At 59.1% G+C, this 21,549-nt stretch carries 18 protein-coding genes; all 18 read left to right on the top strand.

Annotation, left to right across the window (positions count from 1 at the left end):
* The first annotated feature begins 34 nt into the window (after positions 1 to 34).
* The 18 genes from purB (at position 35) to nuoN (ending at position 21,150) form a co-directional block, all read left to right on the top strand.
* On the top strand, positions 35 to 1,405 hold the full coding sequence (gene purB, locus GHO42_RS17395; RefSeq protein ID WP_016780205.1) for an adenylosuccinate lyase: 1,371 nt from the start codon (positions 35 to 37) through the stop codon (positions 1,403 to 1,405).
* Between the two features lie 83 nt (positions 1,406 to 1,488).
* Entirely contained in the window at positions 1,489 to 2,655 is a 1,167-nt protein-coding gene (locus tag GHO42_RS17390; protein WP_153328325.1) for a cupin domain-containing protein, read from the top strand.
* On the top strand, positions 2,648 to 3,070 hold the full coding sequence (locus tag GHO42_RS17385; protein ID WP_095003299.1) for a GNAT family N-acetyltransferase: 423 nt from the start codon (positions 2,648 to 2,650) through the stop codon (positions 3,068 to 3,070). The genes GHO42_RS17390 and GHO42_RS17385 overlap by 8 nt, the downstream gene beginning before the upstream one ends.
* Before the next feature lie 190 nt (positions 3,071 to 3,260).
* Entirely contained in the window at positions 3,261 to 4,004 is a 744-nt protein-coding gene (locus tag GHO42_RS17380; protein ID WP_095019132.1) for a secretin N-terminal domain-containing protein, read from the top strand.
* A 241-nt stretch (positions 4,005 to 4,245) separates the two neighbouring features.
* The gene (gene aceA, locus GHO42_RS17375) at positions 4,246 to 5,571 is read left to right on the top strand and encodes an isocitrate lyase (protein WP_048365296.1); all 1,326 of its coding nucleotides are present in this window, start codon (positions 4,246 to 4,248) and stop codon (positions 5,569 to 5,571) included.
* Positions 5,572 to 6,207: 636 nt separating this feature from the next.
* Positions 6,208 to 6,621, top strand: coding sequence for an NADH-quinone oxidoreductase subunit A (locus tag GHO42_RS17370; protein WP_003446990.1), 414 nt, complete (start codon positions 6,208 to 6,210; stop codon positions 6,619 to 6,621).
* A gap of 10 nt (positions 6,622 to 6,631) precedes the next feature.
* Complete coding sequence (locus tag GHO42_RS17365; protein ID WP_016780200.1) at positions 6,632 to 7,306, top strand: NADH-quinone oxidoreductase subunit B family protein; 675 nt, start codon at positions 6,632 to 6,634, stop codon at positions 7,304 to 7,306.
* 74 nt (positions 7,307 to 7,380) lie between these two features.
* Positions 7,381 to 9,165 (top strand): NADH-quinone oxidoreductase subunit C/D, encoded by a 1,785-nt coding sequence (gene nuoC / locus GHO42_RS17360; protein ID WP_095003300.1) that lies wholly within the window; start codon positions 7,381 to 7,383, stop codon positions 9,163 to 9,165.
* 2 nt (positions 9,166 to 9,167) lie between these two features.
* Positions 9,168 to 9,665 (top strand): NADH-quinone oxidoreductase subunit NuoE, encoded by a 498-nt coding sequence (gene nuoE / locus GHO42_RS17355; protein WP_088379405.1) that lies wholly within the window; start codon positions 9,168 to 9,170, stop codon positions 9,663 to 9,665.
* Positions 9,662 to 11,017 (top strand): NADH-quinone oxidoreductase subunit NuoF, encoded by a 1,356-nt coding sequence (gene nuoF / locus GHO42_RS17350; RefSeq protein ID WP_086796175.1) that lies wholly within the window; start codon positions 9,662 to 9,664, stop codon positions 11,015 to 11,017. Before nuoE ends, nuoF begins: the two co-directional genes overlap by 4 nt.
* A gap of 132 nt (positions 11,018 to 11,149) precedes the next feature.
* A complete protein-coding gene (gene nuoG / locus GHO42_RS17345; RefSeq protein ID WP_095024123.1) occupies positions 11,150 to 13,864 on the top strand; it encodes an NADH-quinone oxidoreductase subunit NuoG in 2,715 nt (904 codons plus the stop codon).
* Positions 13,861 to 14,868, top strand: a complete 1,008-nt coding sequence (nuoH, locus tag GHO42_RS17340) for an NADH-quinone oxidoreductase subunit NuoH (protein ID WP_016780195.1) — start codon at positions 13,861 to 13,863, stop codon at positions 14,866 to 14,868. The genes nuoG and nuoH overlap by 4 nt, the downstream gene beginning before the upstream one ends.
* A gap of 12 nt (positions 14,869 to 14,880) precedes the next feature.
* Positions 14,881 to 15,429: an NADH-quinone oxidoreductase subunit NuoI gene (gene nuoI / locus GHO42_RS17335; protein WP_016780194.1), complete on the top strand. Its 549-nt coding sequence runs from the start codon at positions 14,881 to 14,883 to the stop codon at positions 15,427 to 15,429.
* 9 nt (positions 15,430 to 15,438) lie between these two features.
* A complete protein-coding gene (nuoJ, locus tag GHO42_RS17330; RefSeq protein ID WP_019412102.1) occupies positions 15,439 to 15,942 on the top strand; it encodes an NADH-quinone oxidoreductase subunit J in 504 nt (167 codons plus the stop codon).
* A 1-nt stretch (position 15,943) separates the two neighbouring features.
* A complete protein-coding gene (gene nuoK, locus GHO42_RS17325; protein WP_153328327.1) occupies positions 15,944 to 16,252 on the top strand; it encodes an NADH-quinone oxidoreductase subunit NuoK in 309 nt (102 codons plus the stop codon).
* On the top strand, positions 16,249 to 18,102 hold the full coding sequence (gene nuoL / locus GHO42_RS17320) for an NADH-quinone oxidoreductase subunit L (protein ID WP_095003302.1): 1,854 nt from the start codon (positions 16,249 to 16,251) through the stop codon (positions 18,100 to 18,102). Before nuoK ends, nuoL begins: the two co-directional genes overlap by 4 nt.
* Positions 18,103 to 18,140: 38 nt before the next feature.
* Positions 18,141 to 19,673 (top strand): NADH-quinone oxidoreductase subunit M, encoded by a 1,533-nt coding sequence (gene nuoM / locus GHO42_RS17315; RefSeq protein WP_095003303.1) that lies wholly within the window; start codon positions 18,141 to 18,143, stop codon positions 19,671 to 19,673.
* Between the two features lie 7 nt (positions 19,674 to 19,680).
* Positions 19,681 to 21,150, top strand: a complete 1,470-nt coding sequence (gene nuoN / locus GHO42_RS17310) for an NADH-quinone oxidoreductase subunit NuoN (protein ID WP_095003304.1) — start codon at positions 19,681 to 19,683, stop codon at positions 21,148 to 21,150.
* The last annotated feature ends 399 nt before the right edge of the window (positions 21,151 to 21,549 follow it).

Genomic DNA, 21,549 nt, shown 5'->3' with positions numbered 1-21,549 from the left:
CCCATTTCGTTGCCCGACTGTCCGAGAACACCCCATGAAGCTCTCTTCGCTCACTGCGGTTTCCCCTGTTGACGGCCGCTACGCCGGCAAAACCCAGGCCCTGCGCCCAATTTTCAGCGAATACGGCTTGATCCGTGCTCGCGTTCTGGTTGAAGTTCGCTGGCTCCAGCGCCTGGCCGCCCACGCTGCCATCCCTGAAGTCCCGGCCTTCTCTGCCGAAGCCAACGCCGTTCTGAATGAACTGGCCGAGAACTTCTCTCTTGAGCACGCCGAACGCGTCAAAGAGATCGAGCGCACCACCAACCACGACGTGAAGGCCATTGAGTACCTGCTCAAAGAACAGGCCGCCAAGCTGCCTGAACTGGCCAACGTCAGTGAGTTCATCCACTTTGCCTGCACCAGCGAGGACATCAACAACCTGTCCCACGCCCTGATGCTGCGTGAAGGTCGTGATGACGTGATGCTGCCGCTGATGCGTCAAACCGCAGAAGCCATCCGCGAACTGGCGATCAAGTTCGCCGACGTACCCATGCTGTCCCGCACCCACGGCCAACCGGCTTCGCCGACCACCCTGGGCAAAGAGCTGGCCAACGTGGTCTACCGTCTGGAGCGTCAAATCGCTCAAGTCGCTGCTGTACCGTTGCTGGGCAAGATCAACGGCGCCGTGGGCAACTACAACGCCCACCTGTCGGCCTACCCGCAGATCGACTGGGAAGAAAACGCCCGCGCCTTTATCGAAGACGAGCTGGGCCTGGGTTTCAACCCGTACACCACCCAGATCGAGCCGCACGACTACATTGCCGAGCTGTTCGACGCCATCGCCCGCTTCAACACCATCCTGATCGACTTCGATCGCGATATCTGGGGCTACATCTCCCTGGGCTACTTCAAGCAGCGCACCATTGCCGGCGAAATCGGTTCTTCGACCATGCCGCACAAGGTCAACCCGATCGACTTCGAAAACTCCGAAGGCAACCTGGGTATCGCCAACGCCCTGTTCCAGCACCTGGCCAGCAAATTGCCAATCTCCCGCTGGCAGCGCGACCTGACCGACTCCACCGTACTGCGCAACCTCGGCGTGGGCTTTGCTCACAGCGTGATCGCGTACGAAGCCAGCCTCAAGGGCATCAGCAAGCTTGAACTGAATGCACAGAAAATCGCTGCTGACCTGGACGCCTGCTGGGAAGTCCTGGCCGAGCCGATCCAGACCGTGATGCGTCGTTACAACATCGAAAACCCGTACGAAAAGCTCAAAGAGCTGACCCGCGGCAAGGGCATCAGCCCTGAAGCACTGCAAACTTTCATCGACGGCCTTGAAATGCCGGAAGCGGCCAAAGCCGAGCTGAAGCTGCTGACTCCGGCCAACTACATTGGCAACGCCGTCGAGCAAGCCAAGCGCATCTGATCGCTGCAACGACCTATTAACGCCCGGCCGTGCCGGGCGTTTTTATTCCCGATTACAAAGTGCAATTTTTCAATAGGTTACACATGAATCCTGACATTCCTCTTCAACTTCTGAGCGGCATCACTGCGCGCGAGTTCATGCGCGACTACTGGCAGAAAAAACCGCTGCTGGTGCGCCAGGCAATTCCTGACTTCGAAAGCCCGATCGACGCCGACGAACTGGCCGGTCTGGCCCTTGAAGAAGAAGTCGAATCGCGCCTGATCATCGAACACGGCGAGCGCCCATGGGAACTGCGCCGCGGTCCGTTCGCCGAAGACGAATTCGGCAAACTGCCAGAGCGCGAGTGGACTCTGCTGGTGCAGGCCGTTGATCAGTTCGTGCCTGAAGTCAATGAACTGCTGGAAAACTTCCGCTTCCTGCCGAGCTGGCGTATCGACGACGTGATGATCAGCTACGCCGCCCCAGGTGGCAGTGTTGGTCCGCACTTCGACAACTACGACGTGTTCCTGCTGCAGGGTCATGGCAAGCGTCACTGGCAGATCGGCCAGATGTGCGACTCCGACAGCAAGCTGCTGGAGCACGCGGACCTGCGTATCCTCGCTGATTTCCAGGCCACCGACGAATGGACCCTTGAGCCCGGCGACATGCTCTACCTGCCACCGCGCCTGGCCCACTGTGGCGTAGCCGTAGACGACTGCCTGACCTACTCGGTGGGCTTCCGTGCACCGAGCGCCGCTGAAGTACTGACCCACTTCACCGACTTCCTCAGCCAGTACCTGCCGGACGAAGATCGCTACACCGACGCTGACGCGCAACCGGTCAGCGACCCGCACCAGATCCAGCACGACGCCCTTGATCGCCTCAAGAGCCTGCTGACCGAGCACATGAGCGACGAGCGCATGCTGCTGACCTGGTTCGGCCAGTTCATGACCGAGCCACGTTATCCGGAACTCGTGGTCGGCCCTGAACTCGAAGAAGAAGACCTGTTGGGTAGCCTGGAACAGGGCGCGATCCTGATCCGCAACCCGAGCGCACGCCTGGCATGGTCCGAGGTCGATGACGATCTGTTGTTATTCGCCAGCGGCCAAAGCCGCCTGCTGCCGGGCAAGCTGCGCGAACTGCTGAAAATGATCTGTGCCGCCGACGCGCTGCACAGTGACAACCTCGGCACATGGCTGGCCGATGAAGATGGACGCAACCTGCTCTGCGAGCTGGTTAAACAAGGAAGCCTGGGGTTCGCTGATGAATAGCATTCACGTACGTGTCGCCGACTGGCAAAAGGACAACGCCGAACTTCGACGCATTCGTGAGGCGGTATTTATTGCCGAACAATCTGTACCTCCAGAACTGGAGTGGGATGCAGACGATGCCGATGCCGTGCATTTTCTGGCCTATGAAGGCGACTTCCCGATTGGTACCGCCCGGCTCCTGCCGGACGGCCATATCGGCCGCGTATCGGTTCTCAAGGACTGGCGCGGCCTGAAGGTTGGCGACGCACTGATGCAGGCCACGATTCTTGAAGCCGAAAAACGTGGCCTCAAGCAACAAATGCTCAGTGCCCAAGTGCATGCCACACCCTTCTACGAGCGCCTTGGCTTCAAGATCGTCAGCGATGAATTCCTCGAAGCAGGGATTCCCCACGTTGATATGGTGCGGGTGAGCTAACTGCCACGCCGATCTCTGTGGGAGCGAGCCTGCTCGCGAAGGCTGCTAGCGCGGCACTCTTGAGAACTTCGCGAGCAGGCTCGCTCCCACAGCAGTTTTGCAAAACGCCCTGCCATCCCCGGATCGCAGGGCGTTTTGCTATCTGGCACACTCAGACCCAGCCCTTTCAAGCATTGCGGAGATAATGGACATGTCCCTACGCCCCTTCATCGCTGGCCTGCTGCTGATCGCTAGCTTCAGCGCGATCGCCGACACCCGCGTCATCACCCTGCAAAACCGCACCAGTGCAGAATTGCTGCCCATCGCGCAGAACTTTATCGGCAAAAAAGGCAAAGTCAGCGCCTATGGCAACCAACTGATCGTCGAGGCAGGCGCCTCGAAAATCCAGAACCTCGAAGACCTGCTGGCGCAACTCGACACACCCGCCCGGCGCCTGCTGATCACGGTCGATACCAGTGACAACAACCTGGCCACTAATGATCCGGACACCCGGGTGATCAGCACCGCCAGCCGCGACGGCGGCACCCAGCAAATCCAGACCAGCGAAGGCACCCCGGCATTTATCCAGATCGGCCAGAGCGTACCGCTGACCAGCACCCAGACCGACGCCTACGGCCGCTTGCTTACCCAGACCGACTACCGCAACGTCACCCGGGGTTTTTACGTGACCGCCAGCGTCACAGGTGAAACGGTACACCTGGCGATCAGTACGACTCGCGATCGCATGAGCCAGGAGCAACCCGATGTAGTGAACACGCAAAGTACCGACACACAAGTCAGCGGCCCTCTGGGGCAATGGATAACCGTGGCGGGCAACAACGCTCTTAACCAGACTGACAATCCGCCGCAAACCCGCAGCTACTCTACGCAAAGCCGGGATGACATGACCATTCGGGTCAAAGTCGATGTACTCGACCAAAAGGGCCAAAACTGACCGACGAGTCGTTTTTCGCAAATTATGTAGTGTTATAAAAAAAGCACTACAAAACATTTGACGCCTCAAAAATGCAAAGGCATGATGGCCCCGCTCCCGCTGATCAGAGGCCCCGCAAAGGCCCTGGGGCCTGTACTGCCCGTAGCGAGCCGCCATTCACGCACTTATACAAACAACAGTGTTGTGTGCCTGGTGGAGCAACCATTTTTCAACCCAGACCTATGCGACGAGGTTTATCACCATGGCACTGACACGCGAACAGCAAATTGCAGCCCTTGAGAAAGACTGGGCCGAAAACCCACGCTGGAAAGGCGTGACTCGCGATTACTCCGCTGCTGACGTGGTCCGCCTGCGCGGCTCGGTTCAACCCGAGCACACCTTTGCAAAAATGGGTGCCGACAAGCTGTGGAAACTGGTGACACAGGGCGCACACCCGTCCTTCCGTCCTGAGAAAGATTTCGTCAACTGCATGGGCGCCCTGACCGGGGGCCAAGCGGTACAACAGGTTAAAGCCGGTATCCAGGCTATCTACCTGTCGGGTTGGCAAGTGGCGGCAGACAACAACTCTGCCGAATCCATGTACCCGGATCAGTCGCTGTACCCGGTGGACTCCGTTCCAACCGTGGTCAAGCGCATCAACAACTCATTCCGTCGTGCCGACCAGATTCAGTGGAAAGCCGGTAAAAACCCGGGCGACCAGGGTTATATCGACTACTTCGCACCGATCGTGGCTGACGCTGAAGCCGGTTTCGGCGGCGTACTCAACGCTTACGAGCTGATGAAAAGCATGATCGAAGCGGGCGCTGCAGGCGTTCACTTCGAAGACCAGCTGGCCTCGGTGAAAAAATGCGGTCACATGGGCGGCAAGGTACTGGTTCCGACCCAGGAAGCTGTGCAAAAACTGACAGCAGCACGTCTGGCAGCTGACGTTGCCGGTACGCCGACCATCATTCTGGCTCGTACCGACGCCAACGCGGCTGACCTGCTGACTTCCGATTGCGACCCGTACGACCAGCCATTCGTGACTGGCGAGCGCACCAAGGAAGGCTTCTATAAAGTACGTGCCGGCCTTGATCAAGCCATTGCCCGTGGCCTGGCTTACGCGCCGTATGCCGACCTGATCTGGTGCGAAACCGCCAAGCCGGACCTGGAAGAAGCGCGCCGCTTTGCCGAAGCAATCAAAAAGGAATACCCGGACCAGTTGCTGTCGTACAACTGTTCGCCTTCCTTCAACTGGAAGAAAAACCTGGACGACGCGACCATCGCCAAATTCCAGCGCGAGCTGTCGGCAATGGGCTACAAACACCAGTTCATCACCCTGGCGGGTATCCACAACATGTGGCACAGCATGTTCAACCTGGCGCACGACTACGCCCGCAACGACATGACCGCCTACGTGAAACTGCAAGAGCAGGAATTTGCTGACGCAGCCAAAGGCTACACCTTTGTGGCGCACCAGCAGGAAGTGGGCACTGGCTACTTCGACGACATGACCACCGTGATCCAGGGTGGTTCGTCTTCGGTTACCGCCCTGACCGGCTCTACAGAAGAAGAACAGTTCCACTGATAATGGAACCACGGCCATTGCCCAGCCTGTAAAGAACAAACGCAATGCCATGCCCATGACGCCCCGACTGGTTCGGGGCGTTTTTTTGCCCGGCGACTTGTACACCCCTCCCCTGTGGGAGCGGGCTTGCTCGCGATGGCATCACCGCGCCTGCCTGGAGGACCGAGTTATCAGCATCGCGAGCAAGCCCGCTCCCACAGAAAGACATCCCGCTGCCCTGCCCATCCGACAAAACACTGACCCAGATCCATGCTTCGATCGCCAGACCGGGTTAAAAAGCCAAGTTCCAAACTTGCTAACAGCGCTTATATAAGCCAAGTTCTACAGGCCTGCGACATAGCGACACAACAAACAACCACTCAAACGATATTAATTATCATTACGAGTTGCTTTTGTTGAATACATGAACACTGAAAAACAAACACTGAAAAACGCTGTAACGCCCACAGTTCAAGGCCTGCATAGACATTGATGGAGGTTCTACAACTAAAGGACTGAATTAATTCATCTTAGAAAATTTACTTGCTGGGTGTTTAGCCATAAAATCCCGGCAATCAATAGCACTGCGACATAACGTCACTGCTTTATCACCTTTTCTAGCTCAGAGACCTTTGCTCTCTGTTAAGGATTTCCAGCATGCCCGAAGCGACAGGACTCATAGCCCACAACTGGGGCTTTGCCATTTTCCTTCTCGGCGTTGTCGGCCTCTGTGCCTTCATGCTTGGCGTCTCCAGCCTCCTTGGGTCAAAAGCCTGGGGTCGCAGCAAAAATGAACCGTTCGAGTCCGGCATGCTACCTACCGGTGGCGCCCGCTTGCGGCTCTCAGCCAAATTCTATCTGGTCGCGATGCTGTTCGTGATCTTCGATATCGAAGCCCTCTTTCTCTTTGCCTGGTCTGTGTCTGTTCGCGAAAGCGGCTGGACCGGATTCGTCGAAGCTCTCGTTTTCATAGCAATTCTGTTGGCAGGCCTTGTCTACCTATTTCGGGTGGGTGCTCTTGATTGGGCACCGGAAGCTCGTCGTAAGCGGCAGGCCAAGCTGAAACAATGAGGCTTTGGCGATGCAATACGAACTCACCAGGATCGACCCGGATGCTCCTAACGAGCAATACCCGATCGGCACACGGGAAACCGTTGCCGATCCGTTAGAAGATCAAGTCCACAAAAACATTTTCATGGGCAAGCTCGAAGACGTGCTGAACGGCACGGTCAACTGGGGACGTAAAAATTCCCTGTGGCCGTACAACTTCGGCCTGTCGTGCTGCTATGTGGAAATGACCACCGCCTTCACGGCGCCCCACGACATCGCGCGCTTTGGCGCCGAGGTTATCCGGGCTTCGCCGCGTCAGGCGGATTTCATGGTTATTGCCGGGACCTGCTTTATCAAGATGGCGCCGATCATCCAGCGTCTCTACGAGCAAATGCTTGAACCTAAATGGGTCATTTCCATGGGTTCGTGCGCCAACTCCGGTGGCATGTACGACATCTACTCCGTGGTTCAAGGGGTCGACAAGTTCTTGCCTGTGGACGTTTACGTACCCGGCTGCCCGCCCCGCCCTGAGGCTTTTCTGCAAGGCTTGATGCTCTTGCAAGAGTCGATTGGCCAGGAGCGTCGCCCACTTTCCTGGGTCGTTGGCGAACAAGGCGTGTACCGCGCCGAGATGCCATCGCAAAAGGAACAGCGCCGCGAACAGCGTATTCAGGTAACCAACCTGCGCAGCCCCGACGAAGTCTGATCCAGCGCCGTTTCTACTCAATAGAACGAATCACTGGCTTCATTCTTTACGTTGACCGAAAGCGATAAAAAACCATGACTGCAGGCTCCGCTCTGTACATCCCGCCTTACAAGGCTGACGACCAAGATGTGGTTGTCGAACTCAACACCCGTTTTGGCCCTGAGGCGTTCACCGCCCAGGCCACGCGCACCGGCATGCCGGTGCTTTGGGTTAGCCGCGCAAAACTGGTCGAAGTACTGACCTTCCTGCGCAACCTGCCAAAACCCTACGTCATGCTCTATGACCTGCACGGTGTGGACGAACGTCTGCGTACCAAGCGTCAGGGCCTGCCATCGGGTGCAGACTTCACCGTCTTCTACCACCTGATGTCGCTGGAACGTAACAGCGACGTCATGATCAAGGTGGCCCTGTCTGAAAAAGACCTGAGTGTCCCTACCGTGACCGGTATCTGGCCGAACGCCAACTGGTACGAGCGTGAAGTCTGGGACATGTTCGGCATCGATTTCAAAGGCCACCCGCACCTGTCGCGCATCATGATGCCGCCGACCTGGGAAGGTCACCCGCTGCGCAAGGACTTCCCGGCCCGTGCTACCGAGTTCGATCCGTACAGCCTGACCCTGGCCAAGGTGCAGCTGGAAGAGGAAGCCGCGCGCTTCCGCCCGGAAGACTGGGGCATGAAACGCTCCGGTGAAAACGAGGACTACATGTTCCTCAACCTGGGGCCGAACCACCCTTCGGCTCACGGTGCCTTCCGCATCATCCTGCAGCTGGACGGTGAAGAGATCGTCGACTGCGTGCCTGACGTCGGTTACCACCACCGTGGCGCCGAGAAAATGGCCGAACGCCAGTCCTGGCACAGCTTCATCCCGTACACCGACCGTATCGACTACCTCGGCGGCGTGATGAACAACCTGCCGTACGTGCTCTCGGTCGAGAAGCTGGCCGGTATCAAAGTGCCTGACCGGGTCGACACCATCCGCATCATGATGGCCGAATTCTTCCGTATCACCAGCCACCTGCTGTTCCTGGGTACCTATATCCAGGACGTGGGCGCCATGACCCCGGTGTTCTTCACGTTCACCGACCGTCAGCGCGCTTACAAGGTGATCGAGGCCATCACCGGTTTCCGTCTGCACCCGGCCTGGTACCGCATCGGCGGCGTTGCCCACGACCTGCCGAACGGCTGGGATCGCCTGGTCAAGGAGTTCATCGACTGGATGCCCAAGCGTCTGGACGAGTACCAGAAAGCCGCTCTGGACAACAGCATCCTGCGTGGTCGTACCATCGGCGTTGCCGCCTACAACACCAAAGAGGCCCTGGAATGGGGCGTCACCGGTGCCGGCCTGCGCTCCACCGGTTGTGACTTCGATATCCGCAAGGCGCGCCCGTATTCCGGCTACGAGAACTTCGAATTCGAAGTCCCGCTGGCAGCCAACGGCGATGCCTACGATCGTTGCATCGTGCGCGTCGAAGAAATGCGCCAGAGCCTGAAAATCATCGAGCAGTGCATGCGCAACATGCCGGCCGGCCCGTACAAGGCGGATCACCCGCTGACCACGCCGCCGCCTAAAGAACGCACGCTGCAGCATATCGAGACCTTGATCACGCACTTCCTGCAAGTTTCGTGGGGCCCGGTGATGCCGGCCAACGAATCCTTCCAGATGATCGAAGCGACCAAGGGCATCAACAGTTATTACCTGACGAGCGATGGCGGCACCATGAGCTACCGCACCCGGATTCGCACCCCAAGCTTCCCGCACCTGCAACAGATCCCTTCGGTGATCAAAGGTGAAATGGTCGCGGACTTGATTGCGTACCTGGGTAGTATCGATTTCGTTATGGCCGACGTGGACCGCTAAGCATGAACAGCACGCTTATCCAGACAGACCGTTTCGCCCTGAGCGAAACCGAGCGCTCGGCCATCGAGCATGAGATGCATCACTACGAAGACCCGCGCGCGGCGTCGATCGAAGCCCTGAAGATCGTTCAGAAGGAACGCGGCTGGGTGCCGGACGGCGCGATATACGCCATCGGCGAACTGCTGGGCATCCCTGCCAGCGACGTTGAAGGCGTGGCTACGTTCTACAGCCAGATCTTCCGTCAGCCGGTCGGCCGCCACATCATCCGCGTGTGCGACAGCATGGTCTGCTACATCGGTGGCCACGAATCCGTGGTCGGCGAAATCCAGAACAAGCTGGGCATCGGCCTCGGTCAGACCACCCCGGACGGCCGCTTTACGCTGCTGCCGGTGTGCTGCCTGGGCAACTGCGACAAGGCGCCGGCGTTGATGATCGACGACGACACATTCGGTGACGTGCAGCCTGCTGGCGTCGCCACGTTGTTGGAGGCCTACCCATGAGCCTGACTTCTTTCGGCCCTGCCAACCTGATCAAGCGTTCGGCAGAAACCCACCCGCTGACCTGGCGCCTGCGTGACGACGGCGAGCCCGTGTGGCTCGACGAGTACCAGGCCAAGGACGGCTACGCCGCTGCGCGCAAGGCCTTCGCCGACATGGCCCAGGACGATATCGTCCAGACCGTGAAAGACGCAGGCCTCAAGGGTCGCGGCGGTGCCGGCTTCCCGACGGGCGTGAAGTGGGGGCTGATGCCCAAAGACGAATCCATGAACATCCGTTACCTGTTGTGTAACGCCGATGAAATGGAACCCAACACCTGGAAAGACCGCATGCTGATGGAGCAACTGCCCCATCTGCTGATCGAAGGCATGCTGATCAGTGCCCGCGCACTGAAAACCTACCGTGGCTATATCTTCCTGCGTGGCGAATACACCACTGCAGCGGTGCATCTGCGCCGTGCCGTCGAAGAAGCCAAGGCAGCAGGCCTGCTGGGCAAGAATATCCTCGGTTCGGGTTTCGACTTCGAACTGTTCGTGCACACCGGCGCCGGGCGTTACATCTGCGGTGAAGAAACCGCACTGATCAACTCCCTCGAAGGCCGTCGCGCCAACCCGCGCTCCAAGCCGCCGTTCCCGGCCGCTGTGGGCGTATGGGGCAAGCCGACCTGCGTGAACAACGTGGAAACCCTGTGCAACGTACCGGCCATCATCGGCAACGGCGTTGACTGGTACAAATCCCTCGCCCGCGAAGGCAGCGAAGACCACGGCACCAAGCTGATGGGCTTCTCCGGCAAAGTGAAGAACCCTGGCCTGTGGGAACTGCCATTCGGCGTGACCGCTCGCGAGCTGTTCGAAGACTACGCCGGCGGCATGCGCGACGGCTTCAAGCTCAAGTGCTGGCAGCCAGGCGGCGCCGGTACCGGCTTCCTGTTGCCCGAGCACCTGGACGCACAAATGTATGCCGGCGGCATCGCCAAGGTTGGCACCCGTATGGGTACTGGCCTGGCCATGGCCGTGGACGACAGCGTCAACATGGTCTCCTTGCTGCGCAACATGGAACAGTTCTTTGCCCGTGAGTCGTGCGGTTTCTGCACCCCTTGCCGTGATGGTCTGCCGTGGAGCGTCAAGCTGCTGATGGCGATCGAACACGGCGAAGGTCAGCCTGGCGATATCGAGACCCTGCTGGGTCTGGTCGGTTTCCTCGGCCCTGGCAAGACGTTCTGTGCTCACGCACCGGGCGCCGTGGAACCGTTGGGCAGCGCGATCAAGTACTTCCGTCCAGAGTTCGAAGCCGGTATTGCGCAAGCAAAACCCGGTGTTCCACCTCTGGCACGCCCGATTGTTATCGGCGCGTAACGCTCTGAATGAAGGGGGTCCGTGCCCCCTTCTGATCGTTCGATAACGCCGTAAGGCTGGGTTGCTTCGAACGCATAACAAGATTCCATTAGCCACGCCCGCTGACACCGGGCCAACGAAGACCTTTGAACCATGGCCACTATCCACGTAGACGGCAAAGATCTCGAAGTCGATGGGGCAGACAACCTGTTACAGGCATGTCTGTCGCTGGGCCTCGATATCCCGTATTTCTGCTGGCACCCTGCCCTGGGCAGTGTTGGCGCCTGCCGCCAATGCGCCGTCAAGCAGTACACCGACGAGAACGACAAGCGTGGTCGTATCGTCATGTCATGCATGACCCCGGCCACCGACGGTAGCTGGATTTCCATCGACGACGAAGAAGCGAAAGTGTTTCGCGCCAGCGTTGTTGAATGGCTGATGACCAACCACCCGCACGACTGTCCTGTGTGCGAAGAGGGCGGCCACTGCCATCTGCAAGACATGACCGTGATGACCGGCCACAACGAGCGCCGTTATCGCTTCACCAAGCGTACTCACCAGAACCAGGAACTCGGCCCGTTCATTTCCCACGAAATGAACCGCTGCATCGCCTGCTATCGCTGTGTGCGTTTCTATAAAGACTACGCGGGCGGCACTGACCTCGGTGTATTCGGCGCCCACGACAACGTGTACTTCGGTCGCGTTGAAGACGGCGTGCTCGAAAGCGAGTTCTCGGGCAACCTCACAGAAGTCTGCCCGACCGGTGTGTTCACCGACAAAACTCACTCCGAGCGTTACAACCGCAAATGGGACATGCAGTTTGCACCAAGCATCTGCCACGGTTGTTCCAGCGGCTGCAACATCAGCCCGGGCGAGCGTTACGGTGAACTGCGTCGCATCGAAAACCGTTTCAACGGTTCGGTTAACCAGTACTTCCTGTGTGACCGTGGCCGTTTTGGCTATGGCTACGTCAACCGCACCGACCGCCCACGTCAGCCATTGTTGGCCGACGGCAGCAAACTGAGCGTTGACGCTGCACTGGATAAAGCCGCCGATCTGTTGCGCGGTCGTAACATCGTCGGTATCGGATCGCCGCGCGCCAGCCTCGAAAGCAACTACGCGTTGCGCGAGCTGGTCGGTGCCGAGCACTTCTACTCGGGTATCGAAGCCGGTGAGCTGGAGCGCATCCGCCTGGTGCTGCAAGTCTTGAAAGACAGCCCGCTGCCCGTCCCGAACATGCGCGAGATCGAAGATCACGACGCCATCTTCGTACTGGGTGAAGACCTGACCCAGACCGCCGCCCGTATGGCGCTGTCGCTGCGTCAGTCGGTCAAGGGCAAAGCTGAAGAAATGGCCGACGCCATGCGCGTTCAGCCGTGGCTCGACGCTGCGGTGAAAAACATCGGTCAGCACGCGCTGAACCCGCTGTTTATTGCCAGCCTGGCTGAAACCAAGCTCGACGACGTGGCTGAAGAATGCGTACACGCTGCGCCGGATGACCTGGCCCGTATCGGTTTCGCCGTGGCTCACGCCATCGACGCCAGCGCCCCTGCCGTTGCCGGCCTGGACGCTGAAGCCCTGGAGCTGGCCAAACGCATCGCCGACGCCCTGCTTGCAGCCAAACGCCCATTGATCATTGCCGGTACCTCGCTGGGCTCCAAGGCCCTGATCGAAGCCGCAGGTAACATCGCCAAGGCGCTGCACCTGCGTGAGAAAGCCGGCTCCATCAGCCTGGTCGTGCCGGAAGCCAACAGCCTCGGTCTGGCCATGCTCGGCGGCGAATCGGTAGACGCTGCATTGCAAGCAGTGATCGACGGTAAAGCAGACGCCATCGTGGTACTGGAAAACGATCTGTTTACCCGTGTCGATGCGGTCAAGGTCAACGCAGCACTGGACGCGGCCAAAGTGGTGATCGTTGCCGATCATCAGAAGACCGCAACCACCGACCGTGCCGATCTGGTTCTGCCAGCGGCAAGCTTTGCTGAAGGCGACGGTACGCTGGTGAGTCAGGAAGGTCGTGCCCAACGCTTCTTCCAGGTGTTCGAGCCGCGCTACCTCGATTCGAGCAACTTGATCCACGAAGGCTGGCGCTGGTTGCACGCCCTGCGCAGCACCCTGCTGAACAAGGCGGTTGACTGGACCCTGCTCGATCACGTGACACAGCAAACAGCGGCAAGCACGCCAGAACTGGCCGGCATCGTTGATGCGGCACCGTCGGCAGCATTCCGTATCAAAGGCATGAAGCTGGCGCGCGAACCTTTGCGCTACAGCGGCCGTACTGCCATGCGCGCCAATATCAGCGTGCACGAACCGCGCACCCCGCAAGACCCGGACACCGCATTCGCCTTCTCCATGGAAGGTTACTCGGGCTCCGTCGAACCGCGCCAACAAGTGCCGTTCGCCTGGTCGCCGGGCTGGAACTCGCCACAAGCCTGGAACAAGTTCCAGGACGAAGTGGGTGGTCATATCCGTGCGGGCGACCCGGGCATCCGCCTGATCGAAAGCAAGGGCGACTCGCTGAATTGGTTCGCCAATATTCCGGGCGCGTTCAACCCGGCTCGCGGCACCTGGCAAGTCGTGCCGTTCTACCATCTGCTGGGCAGCGAAGAGAATTCTTCGAAAGCCGCACCGGTGCAAGAACGCATTCCAGCCGCTTATATCGCACTGGCCAAATCCGAAGCCGACCGCCTGGGTGTCAACGATGGCGCCCTGCTCAGCCTCAACGTGGCCGGTGTGACCCTGCGTCTGCCACTGCGTATCAATGAAGAGCTGGGTGCAGGCCTGGTAGCACTGCCAGCAGGCCTGGCCGGTATCCCGCCAGCGATCTTTGGCCTTACCGTTGACGGTTTGCAGGAGGCAGCCCAATGACCTGGTTTACGCCTGAAGTGATCGACGTGATTATCTCGGTGGTCAAAGCCGTGGTAATCCTGCTCGCCGTAGTGGTGTGCGGCGCGCTGCTGAGCTGGGTTGAACGTCGCCTGCTGGCCCTGTGGCAGGACCGTTACGGTCCGAACCGCGTGGGCCCGTTCGGTGCGTTCCAGATCGCAGCCGACATGATCAAGATGTTCTTCAAGGAAGACTGGACCCCACCGTTTGCCGACAAGGCGATTTTCACCCTGGCGCCGGTTGTGGCCATGAGTGCCTTGCTGATCGCCTTTGCGATTATCCCGATCACCCCGACCTGGGGTGTGGCGGATCTGAACGTCGGTATCCTGTTCTTCTTCGCCATGGCCGGTCTGTCGGTCTATGCGGTGCTGTTCGCCGGCTGGTCGAGCAACAACAAGTTCGCCCTGCTGGGTGCCTTGCGTGCCTCGGCGCAAACCGTGTCCTACGAAGTGTTCATGGGCCTGGCGCTGATGGGCATCGTGGTGCAGGTTGGCTCGTTCAACATGCGCGACATCGTTGAATATCAAGCGCAGAACCTGTGGTTCATCATCCCGCAGATCTTCGGTTTCCTGACCTTCTTTATCGCTGGCGTGGCCGTGACTCACCGTCACCCCTTCGACCAGCCGGAAGCGGAACAGGAACTGGCCGATGGTTACCACATTGAATACGCCGGCATGAAATGGGGCATGTTCTTCGTGGGTGAGTACATCGGGATCGTGTTGATCTCGGCGTTGCTGGTGACTTTGTTCTTCGGTGGCTGGCACGGACCTTTCGGTCTGCTGCCACAGATTCCGTTTATCTGGTTTGCCCTGAAGACCGCGTTTTTCATCATGATCTTCATCCTGCTGCGCGCTTCCATTCCGCGTCCACGGTATGACCAAGTGATGGACTTCAGCTGGAAGTTCTGCCTGCCGCTGACCCTGATCAATCTGCTGGTGACCGCCGCAGTCGTGTTGTTGAACACGCCTGCCGGCGCGGTTCAGTGAGGATAGAGACCCATGTTCAAGTATCTGTTTGACATCGTGCATGGCACCTACACCCAGCTTCGCAGCTTGGTGATGGTATTTGGCCATGCCTTCCGCAAGCGTGACACGCTGCAGTATCCGGAAGAACCGGTGTACCTGCCGCCGCGCTACCGTGGCCGGATTGTCCTGACCCGCGACCCGGACGGCGAAGAGCGCTGTGTAGCCTGCAACCTGTGCGCCGTGGCGTGCCCGGTCGGCTGCATCTCGCTGCAAAAAGCCGAAACCGAAGATGGCCGTTGGTACCCGGAGTTCTTCCGCATCAACTTCTCACGCTGCATTTTTTGCGGCCTGTGTGAGGAAGCCTGCCCGACCACCGCGATCCAGCTGACACCGGATTTCGAGATGGCCGAGTTCAAACGTCAGGATCTGGTGTACGAGAAAGAAGATCTGCTGATCTCCGGTCCCGGTAAGAACCCTGATTACAACTTCTATCGTGTTGCGGGTATGGCCGTGGAAGGCAAGCCGAAAGGCGCTGCCCAGAACGAAGCCGAGCCGATCAACGTGAAGAGCTTGCTGCCTTAAGGAAGAACGATGGAATTCGCTTTCTATTTCGCATCGGGTGTCGCTGTCGTGTCCACGCTACGCGTGATCACCAACACCAACCCTGTGCACGCCCTGCTCTACCTGATTATTTCGCTGATTGCCGTGGCGATGACGTTCTTTAGCCTCGGCGCACCCTTTGCCGGTGTGCTCGAAGTGATCGCCTACGCCGGTGCCATCATGGTGCTGTTTGTGTTCGTGGTGATGATGCTCAACCAGGGCCCCGCCTCGGTGACGCAAGAACGCCACTGGCTCAAGCCGGGCATCTGGATCGGGCCGAGCATTCTGTCCGCCATCCTGCTGGCCGAATTGCTCTACGTGCTGTTCGCTCACCCGAGCGGTGCGGCAATCGGTCAAACCACCATCGATGCAAAAGCCGTGGGCATCAGCCTGTTCGGTCCGTATCTGCTGGTGGTCGAACTCGCCTCGATGCTGCTGCTTGCTGCAGCTGTGACGGCGTTCCACTTGGGCCGTACTGAGGCGAAGGAGCAATAACATGCCAGGAATACCTCTCGAACATGGTTTGGCCGTTGCCTGCATCCTGTTCTGCCTCGGTCTGGTTGGCCTGATGGTACGTCGCAACATTCTCTTCGTATTGATGAGTCTGGAAATCATGATGAACGCCGCTGCTCTGGCCTTCATCGTTGCCGGTGCACGCTGGGCGCAGCCGGATGGACAGGTCATGTTCATCCTGGTGATCACCCTGGCAGCCGCCGAGGCCAGTATCGGCCTGGCGATCCTGCTGCAGCTGTATCGCCGCTTCCATACGCTTGATATCGATGCTGCCAGTGAGATGCGCGGATGAACCTTCTCTTTCTGACTTTCGTATTCCCCCTGATCGGCTTTTTGCTGCTGTCGTTCTCCCGTGGACGCTTCAGCGAAAACCTCTCGGCGCTGATCGGCGTCGGCTCCATTGGCCTGTCGGCCATCGTGGCCGCGTTTGTGATCTGGCAATTCAATGTCGCACCGCCACCCGGCGGCGAGTACACACAAGTACTGTGGCAGTGGATCTCGGTAGAAGGCTTCAAGCCCAACTTCGCCCTGCACCTGGACGGCCTGTCGGTCACCATGCTCGGTGTCGTGGTCGGCGTGGGCTTTCTGATCCATGTCTTCGCCTCGTGGTACATGCGCGGTGAAGACGGCTACTCGCGTTTCTTTGCCTACACCAACCTGTTTATCGCCAGCATGCTGTTCCTGATCCTGGCCGATAACCTGCTGTTCGTGTACTTCGGCTGGGAAGGCGTGGGCCTGTGCTCGTACCTGTTGATCGGTTTCTACTACAGCAACCGCAACAACGGCAACGCGGCACTCAAAGCCTTTATCGTGACCCGCGTCGGCGACGTGTTCCTGGCCATCGGCCTGTTTATCCTGTTCCAGCAACTGGGCACGCTGAACATCAAGGAACTGCTGGTGCTGGCACCGCAGAAGTTCCAGGCCGGTGATTTCTGGATCGTGCTGGCAACCCTGATGCTGCTGGGTGGTGCTGTCGGTAAATCCGCGCAACTGCCGCTGCAAACCTGGCTGGCAGACGCGATGGCCGGCCCTACCCCGGTTTCGGCACTGATCCACGCCGCAACCATGGTAACCGCCGGTGTGTACCTGATTGCCCGTACCCACGGCCTGTTCACCCTGGCACCTGAAGTGCTGCACCTGGTGGGCATCGTCGGCGGTGTGACCCTGGTACTGGCCGGTTTCGCCGCACTGGTACAAACCGACATCAAACGTATCCTTGCCTACTCGACCATGAGCCAGATCGGCTACATGTTCCTGGCATTGGGCGTGGGTGCCTGGGACGGCGCGATCTTCCACCTGATGACCCACGCCTTCTTCAAGGCGCTGCTGTTCCTTGCCTCCGGTGCGGTCATCGTTGCCTGCCATCACGAGCAGAACATCTTCAAGATGGGCGGCCTGTGGAAAAAACTGCCATTGGCCTACGCCAGCTTTATCGTCGGTGGCGCGGCGCTGTCTGCCTTGCCATTGCTGACGGCCGGTTTCTACTCCAAGGACGAAATCCTCTGGGAAGCCTTCGCCAGCGGTAACAACGAACTGTTGTATGCCGGTCTGGTCGGTGCGTTCATGACCTCGCTGTACACCTTCCGCCTGATCTTCGTCACGTTCCACGGTGAAGCCAAGACTGAAGCCCATGCAGGCCACGGCGTGACCTACTGGCTGCCACTGAGCGTGCTGATCGTACTGTCGACTTTTATCGGCGCCATGATCACCCCGCCACTGGCCGGTGTACTGCCACAAAGCGTTGGCCATGCTGGCGGTGAAGCCAAGCACAGCCTGGAAATCGCCTCGGGTGCCATCGCCCTGGCCGGTATCCTGCTGGCTGCCCTGCTGTACCTGGGCAAGCGTCGCTTTGTAAGCGCCGTCGCCAACAGCGGCATCGGTCGCTTCCTGTCAGCCTGGTGGTTCGCTGCCTGGGGCTTCGACTGGCTGTACGACAAACTGTTCGTCAAACCGTACCTGTTGATCTGCCGCTTGCTGGCCAAAGATCCTCTGGACCAGACCATTGGTTTGATCCCGAAGATGGCCAAGGCCGGGCATAACGCCCTGAGCCGCAGCGAAACCGGTCAACTGCGTTGGTACGCTGCATCCATGGCCGCCGGTGCTGTACTGGTCATGGGCGCCATCGTGCTGGTAGCGGTCTGATATGAACCTTCGACTTTGCGAAAGGAATTGAGCCCGTCATGATTCTGCCTTGGCTAATCCTGATCCCCTTTATCGGCGGCCTGCTGTGCTGGCTGGGTGAGCGCTTCGGCTCTACCCTGCCACGCTGGATTGCGTTGCTGACCATGTCCCTTGAGCTTGCCCTCGGCCTTTGGCTGTGGTCCCAGGGGAACTACTCATTTGCACCGGCGCCTGGCGCCGATCCGACCTGGGCCCTTGAGTTCCAGCACACCTGGATTGCCCGCTTCGGTATCAGCGTGCACCTGGCGCTGGACGGCCTGTCGCTGCTGATGATCCTGCTCACCGGCTTGCTCGGTGTGCTGTCGGTGCTGTGTTCGTGGAAAGAAATCCAGCGTCACGTGGGCTTCTTCCACCTGAACCTGATGTGGATCTTGGGCGGTGTGGTTGGCGTGTTCCTCGCCATCGACCTGTTCATGTTCTTCTTCTTCTGGGAAATGATGCTGGTGCCGATGTATTTCCTCATCGCGCTCTGGGGTCATAGCTCGTCGGACGGCAAGAAAACCCGTATCTACGCCGCCACCAAGTTCTTCATCTTCACTCAGGCTTCCGGCCTGATCATGCTGGTGGCGATCCTGGGTCTGGTGCTGGTCAACTTCAACAACACCGGCGTGATTACCTTCAGCTACGCCGAGTTGCTGAAAACCAAGATGTCGCTCACCACCGAGTACATCCTGATGCTGGGCTTCTTCATTGCTTTCGCCGTGAAGCTGCCGGTCGTACCGTTCCACTCCTGGCTGCCGGATGCTCACGCACAGGCACCTACCGCAGGTTCTGTGGACCTGGCCGGTATCCTGTTGAAGACCGCTGCGTATGGTTTGCTGCGTTTCGCCTTGCCGCTGTTCCCGAATGCCTCGGCCGAGTTTGCGCCGATCGCCATGACCCTGGGTCTGATCGGGATTTTCTACGGTGCTTTCCTGGCATTCGCACAAACCGATATCAAGCGTCTGATCGCGTTCTCCAGCGTTTCCCATATGGGTTTCGTGCTGATCGGTATCTACTCCGGCAGCCAGCTGGCCCTGCAAGGCGCCGTGATCCAGATGCTGGCTCACGGTGTTTCGGCAGCTGCGCTGTTTATCCTCAGCGGCCAGTTGTATGAGCGTCTGCATACCCGTGACATGCGTGAAATGGGTGGTTTGTGGTCGAAGATCGCTTACCTGCCAGCCATTAGCCTGTTCTTCGCGGCGGCGTCCCTGGGCTTGCCGGGCACCGGCAACTTTGTCGGCGAGTTCCTGATCCTGATTGGCTCGTTTGCCAGCTTCCCTTGGGTCACCGCGATCGCCACAACCGGCCTGGTGTTTGGTTCGGTCTACTCGCTGATCATGATTCACCGTGCCTACTTCGGCCCATCCAAATCGGACGATGTACTGGCCGGTATGGATGCACGTGAACTGATCATGGTGCTCGGTCTGGCGGTATTGCTGGTGTTTATCGGCGTGTACCCACAACCGTTCCTCGATACCTCCGCTGCGACCATGCATGGCGTGCAGCAATGGCTCGGCACCGCCTTCACTCAACTCGCTTCGGCCCGGTAAGAGCGCTATGGAATTCACGATCCAACACTTTATCGCGCTTGCTCCACTGCTGATTACCAGCCTCACCGTTGTTGTGGTGATGCTGGCAATCGCGTGGCGCCGCAACCATTCACAGACCTTCCTGCTTTCGGTGGCGGGTCTTAACCTGGCCCTGTTGTCGATCTTCCCGGCGTTGAAAGTTGTTCCACTGGCTGTCACCCCGCTGTTGATGATGGACAACTTCGCCTATCTGTATATCGGCCTGATCCTGGTCGCGACCCTGGCCTGCGTCACCCTGGCGCACGCCTACCTGGGTGAAGGCGGCACGGGCTATCCGGGCAACCGCGAAGAGCTGTACCTGCTGATGCTGCTGGCAGCGACCGGCGGTATTGTGCTGGTCAGCGCGCAACACCTGGCCGGTTTGTTTATCGGTCTGGAACTGCTCTCGGTACCGGTTTACGGCCTGGTGGCCTATGCCTTCTTCAACAAGCGCTCCCTGGAAGCCGGCATCAAGTACATGGTGCTGTCGGCAGCCGGTTCCGCGTTCCTGTTGTTCGGCATGGCCTTGCTGTACGCCGAAGCCGGCAGCTTGAGCTTCAGCGGTATCGGTCACGCCCTGGCGGCCACTGGCGCTCCTAGCGCCATTGCCCAACTGGGCCTGGGCATGATGCTGGTAGGCCTGGCCTTCAAACTGTCGCTGGTGCCTTTCCACCTGTGGACGCCGGACGTATACGAAGGTGCTCCGGCGCCGGTCGCCGCGTTCCTGGCTACCGCGTCGAAAGTTGCCGTGTTTGCCGTGATGGTGCGTCTGTTCCAGATCACCCCATCGGCAACCACCGGTGTGATGAGCGATGTCCTGACCGTGATCGCGATTGCCTCGATCCTGTTCGGTAACCTGCTGGCACTGACCCAGAACAACCTCAAGCGTCTGCTGGGTTACTCGTCCATCGCTCACTTTGGCTACCTGCTGATCGCCCTGGTGGCGAGCAAAGGCATGGCCATGGAAGCCATCGGCGTGTACCTGATCACCTATGTGCTGACCAGCCTGGGTGCATTCGGTGTGATCACGTTGATGTCCTCGCCGTACAAAGGTCGTGACGCCGACGCACTGTACGAGTACCGCGGCCTGTTCTGGCGTCGTCCGTACCTGACTGCGGTGATGACCGTGATGATGCTGTCGCTGGCGGGTATCCCGCTGACGGCCGGCTTTATCGGCAAGTTCTACATCATTGCCACCGGTGTTGAAGCTCACCAATGGTGGCTGGTGGGTTCCCTGATCCTGGGTAGCGCCATTGGCGTGTTCTACTACCTGCGTGTGATGGTGACCCTGTACCTGGTCGAGCCGAAACTGCATCGCCACGATGCACCGCTGAACTGGGAACAGAAAGCGGGCGGTGTGATGCTGCTGGCGGTCTCGGTACTGGTGTTCTTCCTGGGTGTCTACCCGCAGCCGATGCTGCAGCTGGTGCAACAGGCAACCCTGGGCCTGGTTGGCTAAGCGTTAGCGGCTGTACCCAAAACCCCGTGGAGGCCTGGCCTTTGCGGGGTTTTTTGTTGCACCACAAATCATGTGGAAGTTGTAAATACTCAGGATTTCTATGCGACGCTAAACCTGTGGGAGCTGGCTTGCCTGCGATGCAGACGGCGCGGTGTTACGGTAAGTAAACGTTGCAAAACAACTGACCCACAGCGTACATATCCAGCATCCGCGTCCAACTGAAATAGTGGTTTCGCCCTTACGGCGAGTCCCTTTTTGAAGGACCAAAAAGGAACCAAAAAGTCCTCGCCCTACCATACGGCCGCCTCGCCCAGGCTCGCCGGTGCCCTCACTCCGGCACTGTTATGGGGGCACGCCGCGACGGGCCATCCATGGCCCATCGCGGCTGGCGCGGCGTCC

It is taken from the genome of Pseudomonas sp. FSL R10-0056 (assembly GCF_009600105.1).
Classification (GTDB): domain Bacteria; phylum Pseudomonadota; class Gammaproteobacteria; order Pseudomonadales; family Pseudomonadaceae; genus Aquipseudomonas; species Aquipseudomonas bubulae.
Note: the sequence above shows the minus strand (reverse complement) of the source record. Positions and strands in the feature narration are given on the sequence as shown.